Origin of the sequence: Microbacterium sp. LS_15 (genome assembly GCF_041954735.1) — a bacterium.
In the GTDB taxonomy this organism is placed as follows: Bacteria; Actinomycetota; Actinomycetes; order Actinomycetales; family Microbacteriaceae; genus Microbacterium.
Map to the genome: position 1 here is coordinate 1 of NZ_JAVAYD010000021.1, position 19,219 is coordinate 19,219.

General features: G+C 70.8%; 11 protein-coding genes. 2 read left to right on the forward strand and 9 right to left on the reverse strand.

What is annotated here, in order from left to right; all coding sequences use genetic code 11:
• A partial coding sequence (locus tag RAC69_RS16140) for a hypothetical protein (protein WP_375087725.1) occupies positions 1-300 on the reverse strand: 300 nt, incomplete at its 3' end.
• Positions 301-517: 217 nt separating this feature from the next.
• The gene (locus tag RAC69_RS16145) at positions 518-1,564 is read right to left on the reverse strand and encodes an NAD(P)-dependent alcohol dehydrogenase (RefSeq protein WP_375087726.1); all 1,047 of its coding nucleotides are present in this window, start codon (positions 1,562-1,564) and stop codon (positions 518-520) included.
• 109 nt (positions 1,565-1,673) lie between these two features.
• Here RAC69_RS16145 and RAC69_RS16150 point away from each other — a divergent pair, with 109 nt between their 5' ends.
• Positions 1,674-2,642, forward strand: a complete 969-nt coding sequence (locus RAC69_RS16150; protein WP_375087727.1) for a hypothetical protein — start codon at positions 1,674-1,676, stop codon at positions 2,640-2,642.
• 116 nt (positions 2,643-2,758) lie between these two features.
• Here RAC69_RS16150 and RAC69_RS16155 read toward each other — a convergent pair whose 3' ends face one another.
• The 6 genes from RAC69_RS16155 to RAC69_RS16180 all read right to left on the reverse strand — a co-directional run bounded on the left by RAC69_RS16155 (position 2,759) and on the right by RAC69_RS16180 (position 15,695).
• A complete protein-coding gene (locus tag RAC69_RS16155) occupies positions 2,759-4,822 on the reverse strand; it encodes an acyl-CoA dehydrogenase (protein ID WP_375087728.1) in 2,064 nt (687 codons plus the stop codon).
• 143 nt (positions 4,823-4,965) lie between these two features.
• Complete coding sequence (locus tag RAC69_RS16160; protein WP_375087729.1) at positions 4,966-6,201, reverse strand: HTTM domain-containing protein; 1,236 nt, start codon at positions 6,199-6,201, stop codon at positions 4,966-4,968.
• Entirely contained in the window at positions 6,198-7,013 is an 816-nt protein-coding gene (locus RAC69_RS16165) for a DUF5819 family protein (RefSeq protein ID WP_375087730.1), read from the reverse strand. Before RAC69_RS16165 ends, RAC69_RS16160 begins: the two co-directional genes overlap by 4 nt.
• 69 nt (positions 7,014-7,082) lie before the next feature.
• On the reverse strand, positions 7,083-12,290 hold the full coding sequence (locus RAC69_RS16170) for a choice-of-anchor G family protein (protein ID WP_375087731.1): 5,208 nt from the start codon (positions 12,288-12,290) through the stop codon (positions 7,083-7,085).
• A 341-nt stretch (positions 12,291-12,631) separates the two neighbouring features.
• Positions 12,632-14,395, reverse strand: a complete 1,764-nt coding sequence (locus RAC69_RS16175) for a glycoside hydrolase family 3 protein (RefSeq protein ID WP_375087732.1) — start codon at positions 14,393-14,395, stop codon at positions 12,632-12,634.
• Between the two features lies 1 nt (position 14,396).
• A complete protein-coding gene (locus RAC69_RS16180; protein ID WP_375087733.1) occupies positions 14,397-15,695 on the reverse strand; it encodes an MFS transporter in 1,299 nt (432 codons plus the stop codon).
• Between the two features lie 138 nt (positions 15,696-15,833).
• Between RAC69_RS16180 and RAC69_RS16185 the strand changes: the two genes are divergently transcribed.
• Positions 15,834-17,117 (forward strand): TetR/AcrR family transcriptional regulator, encoded by a 1,284-nt coding sequence (locus RAC69_RS16185; RefSeq protein WP_375087734.1) that lies wholly within the window; start codon positions 15,834-15,836, stop codon positions 17,115-17,117.
• Between the two features lie 16 nt (positions 17,118-17,133).
• On the opposite strand, the gene recQ is transcribed toward RAC69_RS16185, so the two are convergent.
• Positions 17,134-19,182, reverse strand: a complete 2,049-nt coding sequence (recQ, locus tag RAC69_RS16190) for a DNA helicase RecQ (protein WP_375087735.1) — start codon at positions 19,180-19,182, stop codon at positions 17,134-17,136.
• Positions 19,183-19,219 lie beyond the last annotated feature (37 nt).

Consider the following 19,219-nt stretch of genomic DNA (forward strand, 5'->3'; position numbering starts at 1 on the left):
CGACTCCCGCCGCACCAGACCCGCCGCCTTCACCACCCGCCCCGCACCGGCCGCATCCACCAGCAGCGTGCGCTGTAGAAGCTCCTGCGCCGAGCGGCATCCCGCCCCGTGGGCGAGATCGACCGGGTTCGTCGACCCCAGAGTCTCCACGACCACCGCGTCCACCCGCCGCAACACCGCACCCGCCGCCTGCAACACCCGCACCCGATCCGCGTCGGACACCCCCGCCAGGGTGTTATCGCACAGCACCGCATCCAGGTCGCACACGACCTGAGCGAGAACGTCGACGGGATAGGTCATACGGACAGTCAACCCGCGACCACCGACATTCACACGGGGGAAACCCGGCAGGAATAGGGCAGGTCAGAAGGGCATTCCAGAACTCTGGAACGCTACCGGACAGGATCGAGGACAGGCACAGAACCCGACCGGAACGTCACCACGTTTCGTCTCGCTCCGCTCGCTCAACGACCAGCGGGACGTCCGCTCGCTCAACGACCGAGAGGGCTCCCCTCGCTCAGTCCGCGAAGGTCGAGGCGTCGATGACGAAGCGGTAGCGCACGTCCGATGCGAGCACGCGCTCGTACGCCTCGTTGATCTGCGATGCCGGGATGACCTCGACCTCCGCGGCGATGCCGTGCTCGGCGCAGAAGTCGAGCATCTCCTGCGTCTCCTGGATACCGCCGATGTTCGACCCGGCGAGCGAGCGGCGCCCGCCGATCAGCGACATCACCTGCACGGGCAGGGGCTCCGACGGGGCACCCACGCACACCATCGATCCGCCGACGTCGAGCAGGCTGAGGTACGACCGCAGGTCGACGACCGCGCTCACGGTGTTGAGGATCACGTCGAAGGACGAGCGCAGGTTGCGGAACGTCTCGCGGTCGCTCGTGGCGTAGTAGTGGTCGGCGCCGAGGCGCAGACCGTCGTCTTTCTTGGTGAGCGTCTGCGACAGCACGGTGACCTCCGCACCGAGCGCGTGCGCGATCTGCACGGCCATGTGGCCGAGCCCGCCGAGTCCGACGACGGCGACCCGGCTGCCGGGTCCGACGTTCCAGTGCCGCAGCGGGGAGTAGGTCGTGATGCCGGCGCAGAGCAGCGGGGCCGCGGCATCCAGCTCGATGCCCTCGGGGATGCGAACGACGAACGACTCCGTCACGACGACCTGCTCGGAGTATCCGCCCTGGGTGACGGTCCCGTCCCTGTCGATGCTGCCGTAGGTCAGGATCGTGCCGTTCGTGCAGAACTGTTCGTCCCCGCGCTCGCAGTTGCGGCACTCGCCGCACGAGTTCACCATGCATCCGACGCCGACCCGGTCGCCGACGGAGTGACGCGTGACGTCGGATCCGACGGCCGCGACGGTTCCCGCGATCTCGTGCCCCGGCGCGAGCGGATACCTCTGCGGACCCCAGTCGCCGCGCACCGTGTGGATGTCGGAGTGGCAGATACCGGCGAACGCGATGTCGATGAGCACGTCGTGCGGACCGAGCTCGCGGCGCTCGATCACGGTCTTCTCGAGCGGGGCGGCTTCGCTGGGGGCGGCGTAGGCGTGGACGCGGGTCATCGGGACTCCTTCTGTTCGCCACGGGATCGGGGCCGTCCGCGACAGGATCGGGCGGCACCTGCGGCGGGGGGATCGGTACGGTGGGGCTACGACTCTGGAGGGACGTCTCATGCACCGCTCATCCATGCTCGCACGCCTGGTCTCGATCGTGATCGCGCTTGTCCTCACCCCGACGGCTCTGATACTGCTGTCGATCGGCGGGACGTCCGTGAGCCGCGCATTCTTCTCGTTCGGGTTCGAGAGAGATCTCGCCCCGCTGATCGGCCCCCTCCTCCTGCAGATGCTCGGCGTCATCCTGATCCTCGCCGTCATCGCGACAGGGCTCTGGAGCTCCGCCGGGCTCATCGCGATCGGGATCCTCAGCGTCCTCCCCCTCGTCTTCGCCATCTTCCCTGGCGTGCTCTGGACCGTCTACGGCGCCTTCCCGCGGGAGTGGGGCGACGGGCTGATCTACGGCATCCCCCTGTCGGTCCTTCCCGTGCTCGGAGCGATGGGCCTCGTGCTCGCCCTCGTGCGGCGCGACCCGCGACCGACGTCCGGCGCTCTCGGGGCGATCGGCCTCGTCGCCTCCCCCGTGCTGCTCGCCGGCGCCGCCTGGCTCACCGCGTGGGGCGTTGCGGAGGGGTCGCTGCTCGCCTTCCAGCGCTTCCAGTTCGATCTGCGTCCCGACGCGGCGCTCGCGATGCTCGGCGGACTCGTGCTCGCGGTCGCCGGGATCGTGATCGCGCGATGGTCGCCGTACGCCCTCCTGCTTCCCGGCATTGCTCTCCTGGTCGGCAGCGCGCTTCTGCTCTTCGCGTCGGATGCCGCGTTCCCCGTGCTCGTCCAGCTGCCGCGCGGCGTCAACATGGTCGTCCCGACGATGCTGCTCTACGGCGGCGGAGCCGCAGTGGGACTCGGCTTCCTCGCCTTCACGGCGGTGCTGCTGCGGGTGCGCGCGCGGGCGCGCACGGCCCGGACGGGTCAGGATGCCATGGCGCAGCCGGTTCCCGGGTATCCGGCGGCGCCGGGGTACCCGGGACAGTATCCGGCGGCGCCGGGGTACCCGGGACAGTACCCGCCGCCTCCGGTCGGCTGAGACGAGGGAGCGGGACGGACGATCCGGGAGGGAAGCGCGTTTCGTCTCGCTTCGCTCGCTCAACGACCCGAGGGCGGGCTCGCTCGCTCAACGGCCCGCGGGGAGCGCGACGCGCGTCAGCGCTTCTTCTGCTTGAGCGCCTTCTCCTGGATGGGCGCGTCGCCGGATGCCGCGAGCGCGGCGTAGTACGCGCGGGCCTCATCCTGGCGCTCCTTCTCCGCACCCGAGGCGATGGGTGCGCGGACGTGCTCGGGCTCGTACCCGAACGCGTCGACGAGGTCGAGCGCGTGCGGACGCAGTCGAGCGCACAGCCGATCGATGTAGCTCGACACCGCCGCAGCACGCTGCATCGACAGGCGTCCGTTGATGAGGTGCCAGGCGAGGTGCTTCTCGATGAGCTGCAGGCCGAACAGGTCGCGCAGCCAGGTCAGCACCTTCTTGGTGTCGGCATCCTCGACGCGGTGCACGGCGTCGGTGAAGGCCTCCCACTGCAGCAGCTCGCCGTGTGCGCGGGCCGCCTCGATGAGCTCGGCCTGGTTCTCGTTGAACAGCCGCGAGCCGAGCGCCTTGTCCTTCGCGCCGGGACGCAGTCGTGCCGCGATGTCGGCGACCATCTGCTGCACGCGCTCTGCGAGCAGCAGATGCTGCTGCTCCTCGCGGAGTCCGTTCTCGACCGACCGCGCCACCTGACCGAAGTCGGCGACCGACTGGCCGAACTGTCGCAGCCCGGCGCCGTGGAACAGCTTGCCCGCGGTCTGACCGACGGCGAACTTGGCGAGGGCCGCGGCATCCTTGCCCGTGAACTGCTTGGCGTAGTCGGTCAGCAGGCGCTTGCCGACGAGCTGCAGCAGCACGTTGTTGTCACCCTCGAAGGTGACGTAGATGTCGAGGTCGGCGCGGAGTCCCACGAGACGGTTCTCGAACATGAAGCCGGCGCCGCCACAGGCCTCGCGCGCCTCCTGCAGCGTGTCGAGGGCGTGCCAGGTCGACAGCGGCTTGAGCGCTGCGGCGAGGGTCTCGAGGTCCTCGCGGTCGGCCGGGGTGTCGGTGCGACCGGAGAAGACGCCGTCGAACTTCTGCAGGAACTCGTCGTGCGCGAAGATCTGCGCGTACGTCGTGGCGAGGCGAGGGAGCAGACGGCGCTGGTGCTTGCCGTAGTCGAGCAGCACGACCTCCTGCCCGTCGACGCCGTCGAACTGTCGGCGCTGGGTGGCATAGGTGATCGCGATCTTCAGTCCGAGGGCCGATGCCCACGAGGCGGCGCCGTCGAGCGAGACACGTCCCTGCACGAGGGTGCCGAGCATCGTGAAGAAGCGGCGGCCGGGGCTGTCGATCGCGCTCGAGTAGGTGCCGTCGGCGGCGACGTCGCCGTAGCGGTTGAGCAGGTTGGTGCGCGGGATGCGCACGTGGTCGAACGACAGGCGTCCGTTGTCGATGCCGTTGAGTCCGCCCTTGAGGCCGTCGTCCTCGCGCCCGATGCCGGGCAGGTCGACGCCGTCCTCGCCGCGCAGCGGCACGTAGAAGCAGTGCACGCCGTGGTTCACGCCGTTCGTGATGAGCTGCGCGAAGACGGTCGCGGCGATGCCGTGCAGGGCCGCGTTGCCGAGGTATTCCTTCGTCGCCCCGCGGAACGGGGTGTTGATGACGAACTCCTCGGTCTCGGGGTCGTAGGTCGCGGTCGTCCCGACGGCCGCGACGTCGGACCCGTGCCCGATCTCGGTCATCGCGAACGCGCCGGGGATCTCGAGGCTCATGATGCCGGGCAGCCACTTGTCGTGGTGCTCGGCGGTGCCGAGCTGCAGCACGGCGGAGCCGAAGAGCCCCCACTGCACGCCCGACTTGATCTGCAGGCTCGGATCGGCGGTGACCAGCTCCTCGAACCCGGCGATGTTCGCTCCGTTGTTCTCCTCGCCGCCGAGACGCTTCGGGAACGCGCGGTGCACCGCCTTGTTGTCGACGAGCAGGTGCAGCTGGCTGAGCACGCGCTCGCGGTGCTCGTCCTTGCCGAGCTCGTCCTTGCGCCAGAACGCCGAGTCCTTGATCATCTCGCGCGCCTCGCGACGCGTGTCGCCCCACGTGCCGAGCAGCAGATCGGTGACCGCATCGACGTCGAGGCGCACGCTCGCGGACTCGTTCGGCTCGGCGGGGGTGGTGTTCGGACGGACGGCGGCGTCGACCATGGCGCGTTCCTCTCAGGAGAAGATCGGGGATGCGTCCATGGTAGGTGTGCCACAACCCATGATGAAGTCACCTGTATGGTTCCGCTAACCCGTCTCGACCTCGTCGCCGCGACGGATTGTCGTCAGCCCACAGTCGGACGCCGTCAGGCGTGGTCAGACGCGGCGGACGCGCGCGGGGGCGGCGCCGACTTCGCGTCGTCCCACCGGCGGGCGACTCCGGCACTCAACCGCGACCAGGTGCGGTCTCGGATGAAGATCGAGTCGATCGCGATCATGGTCAGCGAGAACCACGGCAGGCCCATCAGCACCGCGATCCCGATGTGGAACGACAGGATGCCGACGAGGCCGATCAACCGCGTGGGGCGGGTGAGCAGCATGAGCGGGAACGCGACCTGCAGGATGATCGATCCCCAGCTCGCGGCGACGACCATCGGCCCCCAGGTCGTCACCAGGTCGCTGAGGACCGGCCAGGTGCCGAACCTCGCGGTCTGCAGCGGGTTGTAGACCGCGTACCCCTCCTTCCACGGATCACCGCCGGCCTTGAACAGCGCACCGGACGCGTACACGAAGCACACCTGCGCGGTGAGGGCGACGAGTGCGAGGTTGTGGAAGACCGTGCCCAGCAGCGCCGGCTGGCTGCCCTGGGCGAACCACTCGCCGCTCTTCGCGCGACGGCGGGCGTCGAGCGACCACCGCGCCGCGGCGTCGGCGAAGAACAGCAGCAGCAGGGCGATGCGGAACATGTTGTCGCCCTGGTCTCCCACCATGTCGTTCGCCTCGATGAACCCGACCCACAGGCAGAAGAAGACGGGGAGCACGATGCGGAAGCGCCAGCCGAGCACGAACAGCACGGCCAGCACCCCGAGCAGGAGGTAGAGCGCGGTGTAGAGCGCGTCGTTGCCCATCGCCGCGTGGAATGCGCTGAACACCCAGATGGCCGGGAAGTCGCTGACCGGCTGCGCGAGTTCGCCGTTCCACGCGGATCCCGATCCGAACGTGTAGAGGCGGGTGCTGAAGTTCGAGGCGAGGAGTCCGATCGCCGTGACGCCGAAGAGGATCCGCGTGACCGCCAGCCCGTACAGGGCCTTCTTGCCCGAGAAGAGCCACTCCCCGATGAACGCCGAGACGCGATCGATCGCCGACACGACCATGGCCCAGAACCCCGCGACCATCGACGATGCGAACGTCAGCAGCCGCACCGGGAACGACGCCTGCGTCTCCCCTGATCGGGGGCCGGGCGTGGACGGCGGAGCGGATGCCGGAGCGGATGCCGGAGCAGATGGCGGCGACGGCTTCGGCGGTGCCGGTGACTCGACCGGCCCGGGAGCGGTGGTCCTCGCGGCGGGGCGCCGCCCACGGGTCTTCGCGGGGGCGCTCACTTCTGGGTCCTCTCGAACTGGCTGCGGAAGGTGTTCGCGAAGTTCTCGCGACTCTGCCCTTCCTCTTCTATAGGGAGACGCCACCCTGTCGTGGAGAACGTGGGATCGGGGCGCTGGGCGCCGGGGTCGTTCCGCTCGGCGTAGGGGACGACGTTCTGCCTGCTCACCCGGTACTGCACCTCGACGACGGCATCCGCTCCCCAGATCGCGTAGGCGACCTGGGTGGCGTACGCGGTCGAGAGGTGCTCCTCGGCCATGTACGCCGCGGTCGACGGGTTGTCGCCCTCGAGCTCGTCGAAGGAGCGCACCATCCACTCCTCCCAGCCGTCCTCCGTGTAGTCGAGCGCGACGACCGCCTGCTGCTGCTCGTTCAGCTTGTTGTAGGCGTTCATCTGACCGCTGGCGACCTCGCTCGACTGGATGCCGGCGCGCGGCGGGAAGAGGTTGTAGCGGATCATCGACAGCTCGACGTCGGTCGCGCTGACCCACCCTGTCTCGATCCGCTCGCCGTCCTTCTCGATCACGGCGCGCACGTTGAAGTGGTAGTCGCCGTTGATCGGCTCCGGTGCGAAGACGCTCCACGACTGGCCGAACATCGGCAGCATGTACCCCGCGAGCACCTCCTGGGTGGGGATCTCCCGCAGCGCGGAGTACGGGGCGATCCAGAGGAAGGAGGCTCCGACGTGCCAGAGCGTCAGGAGGCATGCCCCGAACGCGATGAGCTTGACCCACCACGCGGGCCGCGGTCTCGCCGCGTCCACGCGCTCGTCCGCGGTGTCCGATTCGGATGATGTCTGTGTCGTCGTGGTCATTGTGCGCACCTTCCTGACCGCCGAGGGGTGTCGGGGCCGCCGTGCGCGGCGGCCCCGACGAGAGTGCCGCTACTCGACCATGCGGTCGGTCGCGACGGTCTGCGCTCGGCGCCGGCCGAACCTGACGGCTCCGAGACCCAGCACCAGCAGCAGTGCTGCGAGGGCGATCCAGCCGCTCTGCACCTGGCCGCCTGTGGTGGCGAGCCCCGAGGCCACCACCTGGAAGGTCGCCGCCACGCTGCCCGAGCTCGCCCCGGTGAGCGTCACCGTGTGGGTGCCCAGGTCGTATCCGGCCGGGATCGTCCAGGTGAAGGTCACCGTGCCCTGGGCGTTCGCGACCTGCGTGCCCAGCGCGAGCGACGCCGACGTCATCACTCCCGTGACCGTCTCGCCCGGCGCGAAGCCGGTGCCGACGGCGGTCTGGCGGTCGCCGCGCTCGAGCACGGGGACCCGGATGATGATGCCGAGCTTCGCACCGGGGTCGGCTGCCGCATCAGCGGAGGCCGAGCCCTGCGCGGTCGCCGAGGCCGAGGCCTGCGCGGTGGCGGATGCCGAGGCGTCGGCCGCCGCCGTGGCCGACGCCGTGGCCGACGACGAGGCGTTCGCCGCCGCGGCCGCCGACGCGTTCGGATCCGCATCGGCCGAGGCCGAGGCGTCCGCCGCGCTCGTCGAGGTCGCGTCGTTCTGCGCCGCCGCCTGGGCCGCCGCGGCTGCCGAGGCGTTCGCCGTCGAGGTCGCAGTGGTCGAGGCGTCCGTGGAGGCGTCCGTGGTCGCGGCGGCCTGCGCCGCTGCCGCCGCCGTCGCATCAGCCGCCGCCGAGGCGCTGCTCGTGGCATCAGCCAGAGCCGCCGCGACCGCCGCCGCCTGCGCTGCCGCGTTGCTGTCGTCGTCTGCCTGAGCCGAGGCCGCTGCCGACGCCGAGGCGTTGGTGTTGATCTCGGCCGAGGCGTCCGCCGAGGCCACCGCATCCGACGAGGCGTCGGTCGACGCGGTGGCGATGGCCGCCGCGCTCGCGTTCGCCGCCGCGCTCGTGCTGGCGTCCGAGGTGGCCGAGGTGTCGGCCGCGGTGTTCGACGTCGCGTCCGCGAGGGCTGCCGCCTGCGCCGCGATCGCGGCTCCGGCGTTGGCCGAGGAGGTCGCGTCGGCGGTGGCCGCGGTCGATGCGGTGGCTGTCGCCGCGGCCTGCGATGCCGCCTCCGCCGCGGGGTCGGCCGCAGCAGAACCCTCGGCCGTCGCATCGGCGTAGGCCGCGGCCTGGGCCGCCGTCTCCGCCACTGCGGCGCTCGACGCGTCGGCGTTCGCGGATGCGGATGCCGAGGCCGCCGCGTTCGCGTTCGTCGATGCCTCCGACGAGGCGTCGGTGGACGAATCGCTCGTGGCCGCCGACTCCGACGAGGCCGCCGAGTTCGCGTCGGCCGCTGTCGAGGCCGCGGCGTTCACGTCGTCCGAGGCGTCGGCCTGAGCCGCCGCCTGGGCCGCGACCGCTGCCGCCGCATTCGCGGTGGCGGTCGAATCGGCGGAGGCCGTCGTGGAGGCGTCGGTGGTCGCCGCCGCCACGGCTGCTGCCGTCGCGTCGGCCGTCGCTGCGGCGGATGCCGACGATGTCGCGTCGGCGAGGGCCGCAGCCTCGGCCGCCGCCTGCGCCGACGGGTCGCCGTCTGCGGTCGCGTCGGCGGATGCGGAGGCGGAGGCCGCGGCGTTCGTGTTCACGTCGCCCGGATCGCCGGCCGTGACCTCGGTGGTGTCGGTCGCCGTGATCGCGCCGGCCGTCGCGGTCAGCGTGTAGCCGGTGCCGGGGGTCGTGCCGGCGGGGACCGGGTAGTTGGCGGTGAACGCACCGAACGCATCGGTGGTCGCGGTCACCGGACCGCCGACGTTCGCCCCGCCGCCCGGTGCGGTCAGCTGCAACGAGACCGAGGAGTTCACGGGCCAGCCGCTGCCGGTCACCGCGAGGTTCGTCCCGGCCGGAACGGTCGGTGCCGCGTCCACGACGACCGGAGCCGCCGTCACCTCGGTGGTGTCGGTCGCGGTCTGCGTGCCGGCAGTCGCCGTCACCGTGTATCCGGGTGCGGCCGGGGTTCCGGCGGGAACCGGGTACGACAGGGTGAATCCGCCGAGCGGACCCGTCGTCGCCGTCACCGGTGCGCCGATGGCCGCACCGCCGGGGGCGGTGAGCTGCACCGAGACCTGCGTGTTCGCTGGCCAGTTCGCGCCGGTCACCGACAGCGACGTGCCGGCTTCGACGGTCGCGTCGGCATCCACCGTCGCCGCCGCCGTGATCTCGGTAGTGTCGGTCGCGACCTGCGCACCGGCCGTCGCCGTGACGGTGTACCCGGTGCCGGGCGTCGCCGTGGCGGGGACGGGGTAGCCGACGGTGAATCCGCCGGTGGCGTCGGTGGTCACGAGCACCGGTCCGCCGACGGGCGCGCCACCAGGGTCGGTGAGCTGCACCGAGACCTGCGAGGTGGCGGGCCAGCCGGTGCCGGTCACCGCGAGCTCGGTTCCGGCCTGCGCGGTGTCGGCCGCGTCGACGGCTGCCGCCGCAGTGATCTCGGTCGTGTCGGTCGCGACCTGCGCACCGGCGGTCGCCGTCACGGTGTAACCGGCTCCGGGCGTCGCCGCGGCGGGGACCGGGTATGCGAGCGTGAAGCCACCGCTGGGGTCGGTGGTCACGAGCTCCGGTCCGCCGACGGCGGCGCCGCCCGGGGCGGTCAGCTGGACGGACACCTGCGTGTTCGCCGGCCAGTCGGCACCGGTGACCGCGAGGTCCGTGCCCGCCTGCGCGGTGTCGGCCGCGTCGACGGAGGCGGCCGCCGTCACCTCGGTGGTGTCGGTCGCGGTCGCCGCACCGGCGGTCGCCGTCACCGTGTACCCGGTCCCCGGCACCGCCGAGGCGGGCACCGGGTAGGCGAGCGTGAAGCCGCCGGCCGGATCGGTGGTGACGGTCTCCGGGCCGCCGACGGTCGCGCCGCCGGGGGCGGTCAGCTGCACCGTGACCAGGGTGTTCCCCGGCCAGGCGGTGCCGGTGACCGCGAGATCGGTGCCGGCCTGCACGGTCGCCGCGGCATCCACCGTCGGCACCGGCGCATCGGTGACCTCTGTCGTGTCGGTCGCGACCTGGGTTCCTGCCGTCGCCGTCACCGTGTATCCCGTCGCAGCGGGGGTACCGGCGGGCACGGGGTAGGCGATCGAGAAGAACCCGGTCGGGTCGGTGTTCGCGAGCACCGGGCCGCCGACTGCTGCACCACCCGGGGCGGTCAGCTGCACGGAGACCTGCGAGCTCGCGGGCCACGCCGTACCGGTGACCGCGAGATCGGTGCCGGCCTGCACGGCCGGAGCCGCGTCGACCGCCGCGGCGGCCGTGACCTCGGTCGTGTCGGAGGCGCTGACGGCACCTGCGGTGGCGGTGACCGTGTATCCGGCCGCCGGAGCGGCGGAGGCCGGAACGGGGTAGGCCAGGGTGAAGCCGCCGGTCGCGTCGGTGGTCACGGTCTCGGGGCCGCCGACGTTCGCGCCGCCGGGGGCGGTGAGCTGCACCGACACCGCGGTGGTCGCGGGGAAGCCCGAGCCGGTGACGGCGAGGTTCGTTCCGGCCTGCACGGTGTCGGCGGCGTCGATCGCGGCGACCGCGGCGACGGCCGACTTCACGGTCGAGGAGCCCAGGTCGAGCGACACTCCTCCCCCGACTCCGGGGAGCAGATCGACGCCGAGGGCGCGCACCGTGAAGCTGCCGGCCCCGAGGTCTCCCGGCGTCGGCTGCTCGTTGATCGTGATGGTCGCGACCTGCGAGAGCACGCCCTGCAGAACCGGGTCGAGTGTCGCGAGCAGTGGCGTGGTGAGCGCGGCGAGCGCGGGCTGCACGAGCGGGATGACGCTCGTCAGAGCCGTGTTCACGAGCGGCCCGGTGGTGGTCGCGACCGCGGAGGTCACAGCGGCGATCACCGGGTTGAGCAGCAGGCTGAGGTCGAGCCCGGCGAGCGTGATGTCGGTGGTCGTCGTCGGAGCCGGCGTCGCCGTTCCCGCGAACTGCGCGAGCGTCCCGGCGACCGTGATGGTGCCGGAGGTCAGCGTGACGCCGGTCAGCGGGTTGGTGATGGTGACGCCGACGTTCACCGTCGCCTGGAGCGCGTTGAGCGCGGTCGTGAGGGTCGAGGTGACCTTGCCGTTGAGGCTCTCGGGGTGCGTCCCGGTCAGTGCCGAGGTGATCCCCTGCTGGATGGCGGCGATCATGGTCGCCGAGAGCACCGGGGTGTTCGCGGACAGGGTGTTGAGGTTCGCGCCGGCGCCGGTCTCGACGAGCAGTCGGGCGAGGTCAACCGAGATCGTGCCGTCGGCGAGGTCGACGAGCACCGAGCCGGTGGTGTTCTCGAGCGGCTCCTGCAGCACCTCCGTCGCGACCGTCTGACCGACGGTGTCGAGCCCGGCGATCGACGCTGTGCCGCCGGTCGCTGTGAAGTTCGCCACGAGCGGCACGTCGGGGATGGCGTTGACCGTGCCGACGAGCGTCGTGGCAAGGGCGGTCAGAGCGCCGCCGGGGCCGACGAGGTTGCTCACGGGCGTCACCGTGGTCTGGATAGCACCGCCGAGAGTGGTCGACAGGCCTGCGACGAGGTCGCTGTGCAGGTCGAGACCGAGGTCGGCGATCCGGTACTCGGATGTCGGGGCCCCCGCGTTCGACTCGGCCCTGGATGCGAGCGCGCCGATGCCCACCGAGGCCTGGTCGAGGACGGCGTCGGTGAGCCCCGCGACGTTGAGCTGGTCGAAGAGACCAGTGAGGTCGAGCGTGCCGGGGTCGACGCTGCCGTCGATGGCCCCCGCGTCGATGGCGCCGCCCGACGTGATCGTGCCGGATGAGGCGATCGACTGGGTCTGCGTCGGCGAGGAGCTGAAGCTTTGAGCGCTGCCGAGGTCTCCGAGCTGCAGCAGCCCGGGCGTCGAGCCGTCCGTGAGCAGCGGGACGTTGAGCGTGCCGACGTCGATGCTCAGCGCGTCCAGCGCGGTCACGTCGAGGCCGCCGAGCTCAGGACCGACAGCAGACGGATTGCTCGTCAGCGTGTGCCCGAGCGTCGCGATGTCCAATCCCCCGAGCAGGCCGGCCGGCAGCTGGATGATCTGTCCCTGAGCGACCGACGGATCAGTCGGATCCGCCGCGTCGAGGGCGTTCGCCGCCGTCGGTACCAGTGCACTCGCGAGGATGACCGCGGCGGCTGTTCCGCCTGCGATTCCCCCTCCGATGGCCCTGCGTCGCCGCAGAGCCCTCCCCTCCGAAATGTCCATTCGCCTCTCCCGTGATGCAGTTTCCCCGCGTCATGGGCCCTCCCCAGGTGCCGAAGACATCATCGGCTGAGCGCATGTTTTGGAGACAGTATTCCCGTGGGAGCGGATTCATGTCCAGGTTTTGTCCAGCTTTCGCGCATGGATTAACTACGTTCTGGACATTCTGTGATTAGACCAATATCCCGGTTGCGCGAACGGCTCAATTGAATGATGGTTCAGTCAACAAACTGCGCAACACGCGGAACGATCGGTCTGCGACGCCGCCGTCCAGACATGACGGAGGCCCCGCAGACGACGTCTGCGAGGCCTCCGATGAGCCAGCGAAAAGAGGGCGCGAGCGGCTAGATCACGAGACCATGGCCGAAGCGGAACAGCGGGTCGGCCGTGTCGAACGGCACGTCGGGTCGAGATGCCTCGACCGCCGCCATGGAGCGGGGCAGGTCGAAGGGCAGCCGGCCCTGCGACGGCGACGCGCCGCTCAGCACGTCGAGCAGCGCCGAGCCCGATGCGCCCCAGTTCACGACCGCAGCGGCCGCCGCTTCGACGATCGGCTCGAGGATCGCAGGTCGGTCGGCGAGCACGTCGATCACGGTCGGGACGACCGCGGCGACGGCGCCGACGTGCTCGACCACCTCGGACGGGAACTCCAGCGAGCCCGCATGGAAGAAGTTCTCGAACATGGTCTCGCGCTGCTCGAACGGCGCCTGCAGACGGATGACGGCGAGATCGGCGGCTTCCGGGGAGTCGACCACCTCGCCGTACCCGCCGGCCACCGTCGCGTCGATGCCCTCAACGTAGAGCTTGAGGCCTCGACGGAACGGCAGCACTCCGTCGTTCGTGAGCACGGTGATCGAGGCGCGCTGGGCGTCCTCTCCGGCGGCACGGAACTCGGGAGCGCCGACCACGGAATCCGCGGCATCCTCGTCGACGAACGGATCGTCGAAGAGACCCAGCTCGAACTTCTCGCGCAGCATCCGTCGCGCCGAGACGTCGAGCCGCTCCTCCGGGATCGACCCGTCGGCGATCAGCTCGAGCAGCAGCTCCGCGCAGTCCTCGCCGCCGAACTGGTCGGCACCCGCCTCGAGCACCGCGCGCATCCGCTCGCGCGGCGACAGATGCTCGACGCCCCAGGCGCGGGCCGGGAACGGCTGACCGAAGATCTCCGCGTCGGTGATGAGGCCCCAGTCGGTGCACACCAGGCCGTCGAAGCCGAAGCGCTCCCGGAGCAGGCCGGTGATCACGGATCTGTTGAAGCCGAAGCCGACCTCCTCGTACTCGGTGCCGACCGGCATCCCGTAGTACGGCATCATCTGCCTGGTGCCTGCGGCCATGGCATCCTCGAACGGCTTCAGGTGCAGGTCGAACTGCCCGCCGGGATACACCTGCTCGCGGCCGTACGCGAAGTGCGGATCCTCGCCGTCCTTCTGCGGTCCGCCGCCGGGGAAGTGCTTGGTCATGGTCGACACCGAGCCGGGACCGAAGGACGAGCCCTGGAAGCCTCGGATATATGCCGCTCCGAGAATGCCCGTGAGTTCCGCGTCCTCGCCGAAGGTCGCCGTCTGCCGCGCCCAGCGCGGTTCGGTCGCCAGATCCACCTGCGGGTGCAGGGCGACGCGCAGGCCGACGGCGGTGTATTCCCTGCGGGCGATATCAGCGAACCGCTCGACGAGCGCGGGGTCGCGGGTCGCCGCCAGACCCAGCGTCTCGGGCCACTGCGAGAAGGGCCCGGCCAGGATCGAGGCCCCGGGGTTCTCGCTGAAGGAGTGGCGAGGGTCGGTCGACAGCGTCACCGGAATGCCCAGGCGGGTGGATGCCGCGAGTCGCTGCAGCTCGTTGTGCCAGGCTGCGATCTCGCGGCCTGTCGGCGCAGCGCCCAGCAGGTTGAAGTGCGTGAGGTGCTTGCCCTCCACGAGTTCGCGGGCGCTCGGCATCCCGAACACCGGGTTCGCCTCGTCGAGGTCGCCGATCGCGATCATGGTGTGGAAGAAGAGCCCCGCCTTCTCTTCGACCGTCATCTCGTCGAGCAGCAGTTGCACGCGCTCATCGGTCGAGAGGCTGCGATCGAGCCAGGGCCTTGCGGTGGTCGTGGTCGTGACGTCCGTCATCTCACTTGACTCCCTTGATGCGGTAGACGAGCACGGCACCGGCGAGCGCGACGAGCGCGCCGAACAGGTACCAGGTCGGGTAGCCGCCGAGCGGCGTGGCCGCGCCCAGCGCGATGATGCCGGGGGCGATGGCCGGCGCGATCGACTGGGGCAGCGCGTTGGCGATGTTGAGCACGCCGAGGTCCTTCGCGACGTCGTCGGGGTTCGGCAGCACCTCCGTCGCGAGCGCCAGGTCGACCGACAGGAAGGATCCGGCGCCGAGGCCGATGATCGCCTGGGCGAGGATCACGATCTCGATGCTCGGAGCGATCGCGAGGATCACGAGTCCGACCACCATGATGAGGCCCGCGACCGCGACGAACGGGCGGCGCTTGCCGATGCGGTCGGAGAGGAAGCCGCCCAGCGGCGATGAGATCGCCATGGCCGCCATCGACGCGAGGTTCGCGATGAGGATCGTGCTGACCGCTCCTTGCTCGTCGAGGCCGAACCGCGTCACGAGGTAGAGCGGCAGGAAGGTCGCGATGCCGGCGTAGCCGAACATGACGAAGAACTTCGTGAGCCACGTCCAGCCGAAGTCCGGGTGCCTGCGGGGGTTGAAGACGAACGAGCCGAAGAACATCGCGAGCGTGAAGCGCTCGGCGGGCTTCTGGGTGAGGCGACGGTCCTTGAGCGTGAGGACGAAGATCACCACGAGCACGAGCGCGATCACGCCGGGCACGACGAAGCGCTCGAAGTCGCCGGGGAGGAAGTTCACCAGGAAGCTGCCGGCGAGGATGCCGATGGGGGTCGTGATGCCGACGACGCCCGAGACCTTGCCACGGCTCGACACGGGCACCTGGTCGGGGAGGGTCGCGTTGGCGGCGGCGAGCACGGCGTTCATCGCGGTCTGCACCAGGCACCAGGCCAGCAGCACCACCCACACCGAGGTCGCGACGCCGATGATCGCGAAGCCGCCGAGACCGACGATCGCTCCGCCGAGGATCCACGGGCGACGCATGCCCCATCGGGACGTGGTGCGGTCGGAGAGCCGGCCCACCAGCGGGTTGGCGATGAGGGCGAACGCGGCGCCGACGCCCATGACGAGACCGAGGCTGCCCTCGGTGTTCGTCGGGTCGAGGCGCTGGATCTTGAACGCCATCGAGACCATCACCGGGGTCAGCAGCGCGAGGAAGACGCCGAAGTTCACGGCGGCGAGTCCGGGCGTGTAGCCGCGCGGGGTCTTCAGCGGGGTCGTGCCGGGGGCCTTGAAGCCGGTCGTTCCGACCGCAGCAGCGGTGGCGGCCGATGACAGCTCTGTCATGCGAGTTCCTTTCGAGCAAAGGTGCACCGGGTCGTCTGCGACCCGATGTGCCACGACGATACACGAAACTCGACCGTTTGGTAAGTGAATGCCGACCGCTTGGTAATGAGCGAGGATAGGATGCAGGAGGAGGCGGACATGACGATCGTGACCCCGACCGGCACGCGGCAGGCGCGCGCGGCCGCCACGCGGCAGCGCATCCTCGACGCCGCGCGGGAGCTGTTCATCGCGCACGGGTATCGGGCGACCTCGCTGCGCGACATCGCCGCCGCGGCATCCGTCAGCCATCCGGGTCTGCTCGGCCACTTCGCCTCGAAGGACGACCTGCTCGCCGAGGTCGTCGCCGGTTTCGAGGAGGACAACGAACGCGCGTTCGACGTCATCACCGCGAACGCCGAACCCGGAGAGCTCGTGTCGGCGGCGATCGCCGCCCGCAACGCCCGCACCCCCGGCTACCTCGAGCTCTTCGCCGCCCTCACCGGCGAGGCCTCGGCACCCGCCCACCCCGCTCATCGACGCATGCGGGACCGGTACGAACGACTCCGCACACTGACCGGGGAGGTGCTCGGCGATGCCCGGCTGCACGGCACGGTCGACGCCGATCGAGACGTGGCCGACGAGACGATCAGGCACATGGCCGGGTGGGACGGCCTGCAGCTCATGTCGCAGTACCTGCCCGACCGCGTCGACGTGGTCGCGGTGCTGGAGGAACGAGAGGCGCAATGGGCCCTGCCGCTCGGATGGCGCGACCCCGACGACGAGCCGGCGTCCGAGACCGGTTCCCCCTTCCCCGGCCTCACCGGTGCCCTCGTCGACGAACCGGTCGACACCGACCCCGGCTACGCCGTCGGACGCAAGCGGAGGGCGAGGATCGTCGCCGACGCCATGCGGCTCTTCGCCCGCGACGGCTACGGCGACACGAGCCTCCGTGACATCGCCGAGGCCGTCGGCGTCTCGAAGTCGACGCTCCTGCACCACTACCCGTCCAAGGAGCTGCTGCTCAGCGCGGTGCTCGCGGAGCGCGACCGCTCGATCCAGGATCGCGCCGACACGGTGCCCCTCGACCGTGCTGCCGACGCGCTGCGCGACCTGCCGCTCGGCGCGTTCGGCAACGCGCACGACGAACCCGGCCTGATCGAGGTGTACGCCGTGCTCTCGTGCGAGGCGGTGCCGGCGGGGCATCCCGCCCACGAGTACTTCACCCAGCGGTTCACCCGCGTGATCGACTACTTCGCCGAGCTCTTCCGACTCGCGCAGGTCGACGGCGATCTGCCGGCGCACCGCGATCCCGAGCACGAGGCCGTGTGGCTCGTCGCGCTGTGGGACGGCCTGCAGTACCAGTGGCTGTACGACCGGGATGCCGTCGACATCGCGGCGCAGCTGCGCGCGCACCTCGACGACGTGCTGCCGCCCCGAGGCTGAGGACTGCGACTCTCGGTCAGGCGTTCGCGATCACGGCGAGCACGTCTTCGCCGTAGGCCTCGCGCTTCTTCTCGCCGATGCCGGTGATGCCCTCGAGGTCCGAGAGCGAGGTCGGCCGGTGCTCGGCGAGCGCGCGAAGGGTGGCGTCTCCGAAGACGACGTACGCGGGCTTGCCCTGCTCGCGGGCGACGCCGGCGCGCCAGGCGCGCAGCGCCTCGAAGAGACCGCGGTCACCGGCATCCAGAGCATCCGCCGCACTCGCCTTGCGGGCGCGCGACGACGAGGCCGGCCGCCCGATGGTGTCCTTCCGGAGCGGCACGGGCGTCTCGCCTTTCAGCACGCCGGGCGCCTCGGCGCCGGGGGCGAGTGTGCCGTACTCGCCCTGCGCCGCCAGGATGCCGCGGGCCAGGAGCTGCCGGATCACGCTGCGCCAGTCCTGCTCGCTCAGGTCGGAGCCGATGCCGTAGGTCGCGATCTTCTCGTGGCCCTGCTGACGGATGCGCTCGGTCGACGCTCCGCGCAGGATGTCGATGAGGTGCCCTGCGCCGAACGCCTGATTGCGCTCGCGCTTGAGCCGCACGATCGTCGAGAGCAGCTTCTGCGCCGGGATCAGCCCGTCGAACGTCTCGGCCTTCTCGAGACAGGTGTCGCAGTTGCCGCACGGCTGAGAGTCCTGCCCGAAGTACCCGAGCAGGTTCTGCCTGCGGCACTGCACCGTCTCGCACAGCGCCAGCATGGCGTCGAGGTGCTGCCCCATGCGCATCTTGAAGGTGCGGTCGCCGGGGCTCTGGTCGATCAGCCGACGCTGCTGCACGACGTCGCCCAGGCCGTAGGCCATCCAGGCGACCGACGGCAGGCCGTCTCGCCCGGCACGGCCCGTCTCCTGGTAGTACCCCTCGACCGACTTCGGCAGGTCGATGTGGGCGACGAAGCGCACGTCGGGTTTGTCGATGCCCATGCCGAACGCGATCGTCGCGACCATGACGACGCCGTCCTCGCGGAGGAAGCGCGACTGGTTCGCCGCGCGCACCTCCGCCGGCAGACCCGCGTGGTACGGCAACGCGTCGAGCCCCTGCGCGGCGAGATAGGTCGCCGTCTGCTCGACCGACTTGCGGCTCAGCGCGTAGACGATGCCCGCCGCACCGTCCGGCTGCTCCCGGATGAAGCCGACCAGCTGCTTGCGCGGGTCGACCTTCGGCACGATGCGGTACTGGATGTTGGGTCGGTCGAAGCTCGCCACGAAGTGCTTCGCGGAGTCGAGGTGCAGGCGCTCGGTGAGCTCCTGGTGCGTCGCGCGGGTGGCGGTGGCCGTGAGCGCCATGCGAGGCACCCCGGGGAACCTCTCGCCGAGGTCGCCGAGGGCGAGGTAGTCGGGGCGGAAGTCGTGGCCCCACTGCGACACGCAGTGCGCCTCGTCGATCGCGATCACACTGAGCGTGCCGCGCTGCAGCAGAGCCGTCGTCGCCGGGCTCGACAGGCGTTCCGGCGCCACGTAGATGAGGTCGAGCTCGCCCGACACGTAGGCCCTCTCGACCTCGCGGCGCTCGTCGATCGACTGCGTCGAGTTGAGGTACGCGGCCTTCACGCCGTTCGCGCGCAGCGCGTCGACCTGGTCGTGCATGAGCGCGATGAGGGGACTGATCACGAGTCCCGTCCCCTCGCGCACCAGCGCGGGCACCTGGTACGTGATGCTCTTGCCGCCGCCGGTGGGCATCAGCACGACCGCGTCGCCGCCGCCGATCACCTGGTCGACGATCGCCGCCTGGTCGCCACGGAACTCCTCGTAGCCGAACACGGTGCGCAGCGCCTCGTGCGCCGTCGCGAACCGGCTCGGCGTGGCTCGGCGGACCGTTTGCGCAGCGCGAGCGGATGCCGGGGCTGCGGCGACCCGCGTGCTCGGTCCGGGTCCCCAGTCCAGTGGAGGCTCGAACCCGGCGCCCTGCGGCTCCCAGTCCATCGGCTCCGGAGGCTCGGAGGGCTCCCACCCGTCGCCATCCCATCCGTCGGAGGGCGGCTCATCCGCGAACGGCAGGTCCTCGTAGGGGTCACGGGGAGTCTGCGGCATCCCTCCAGCGTAACGACCTCCGGGTCGGCCCGCGGGC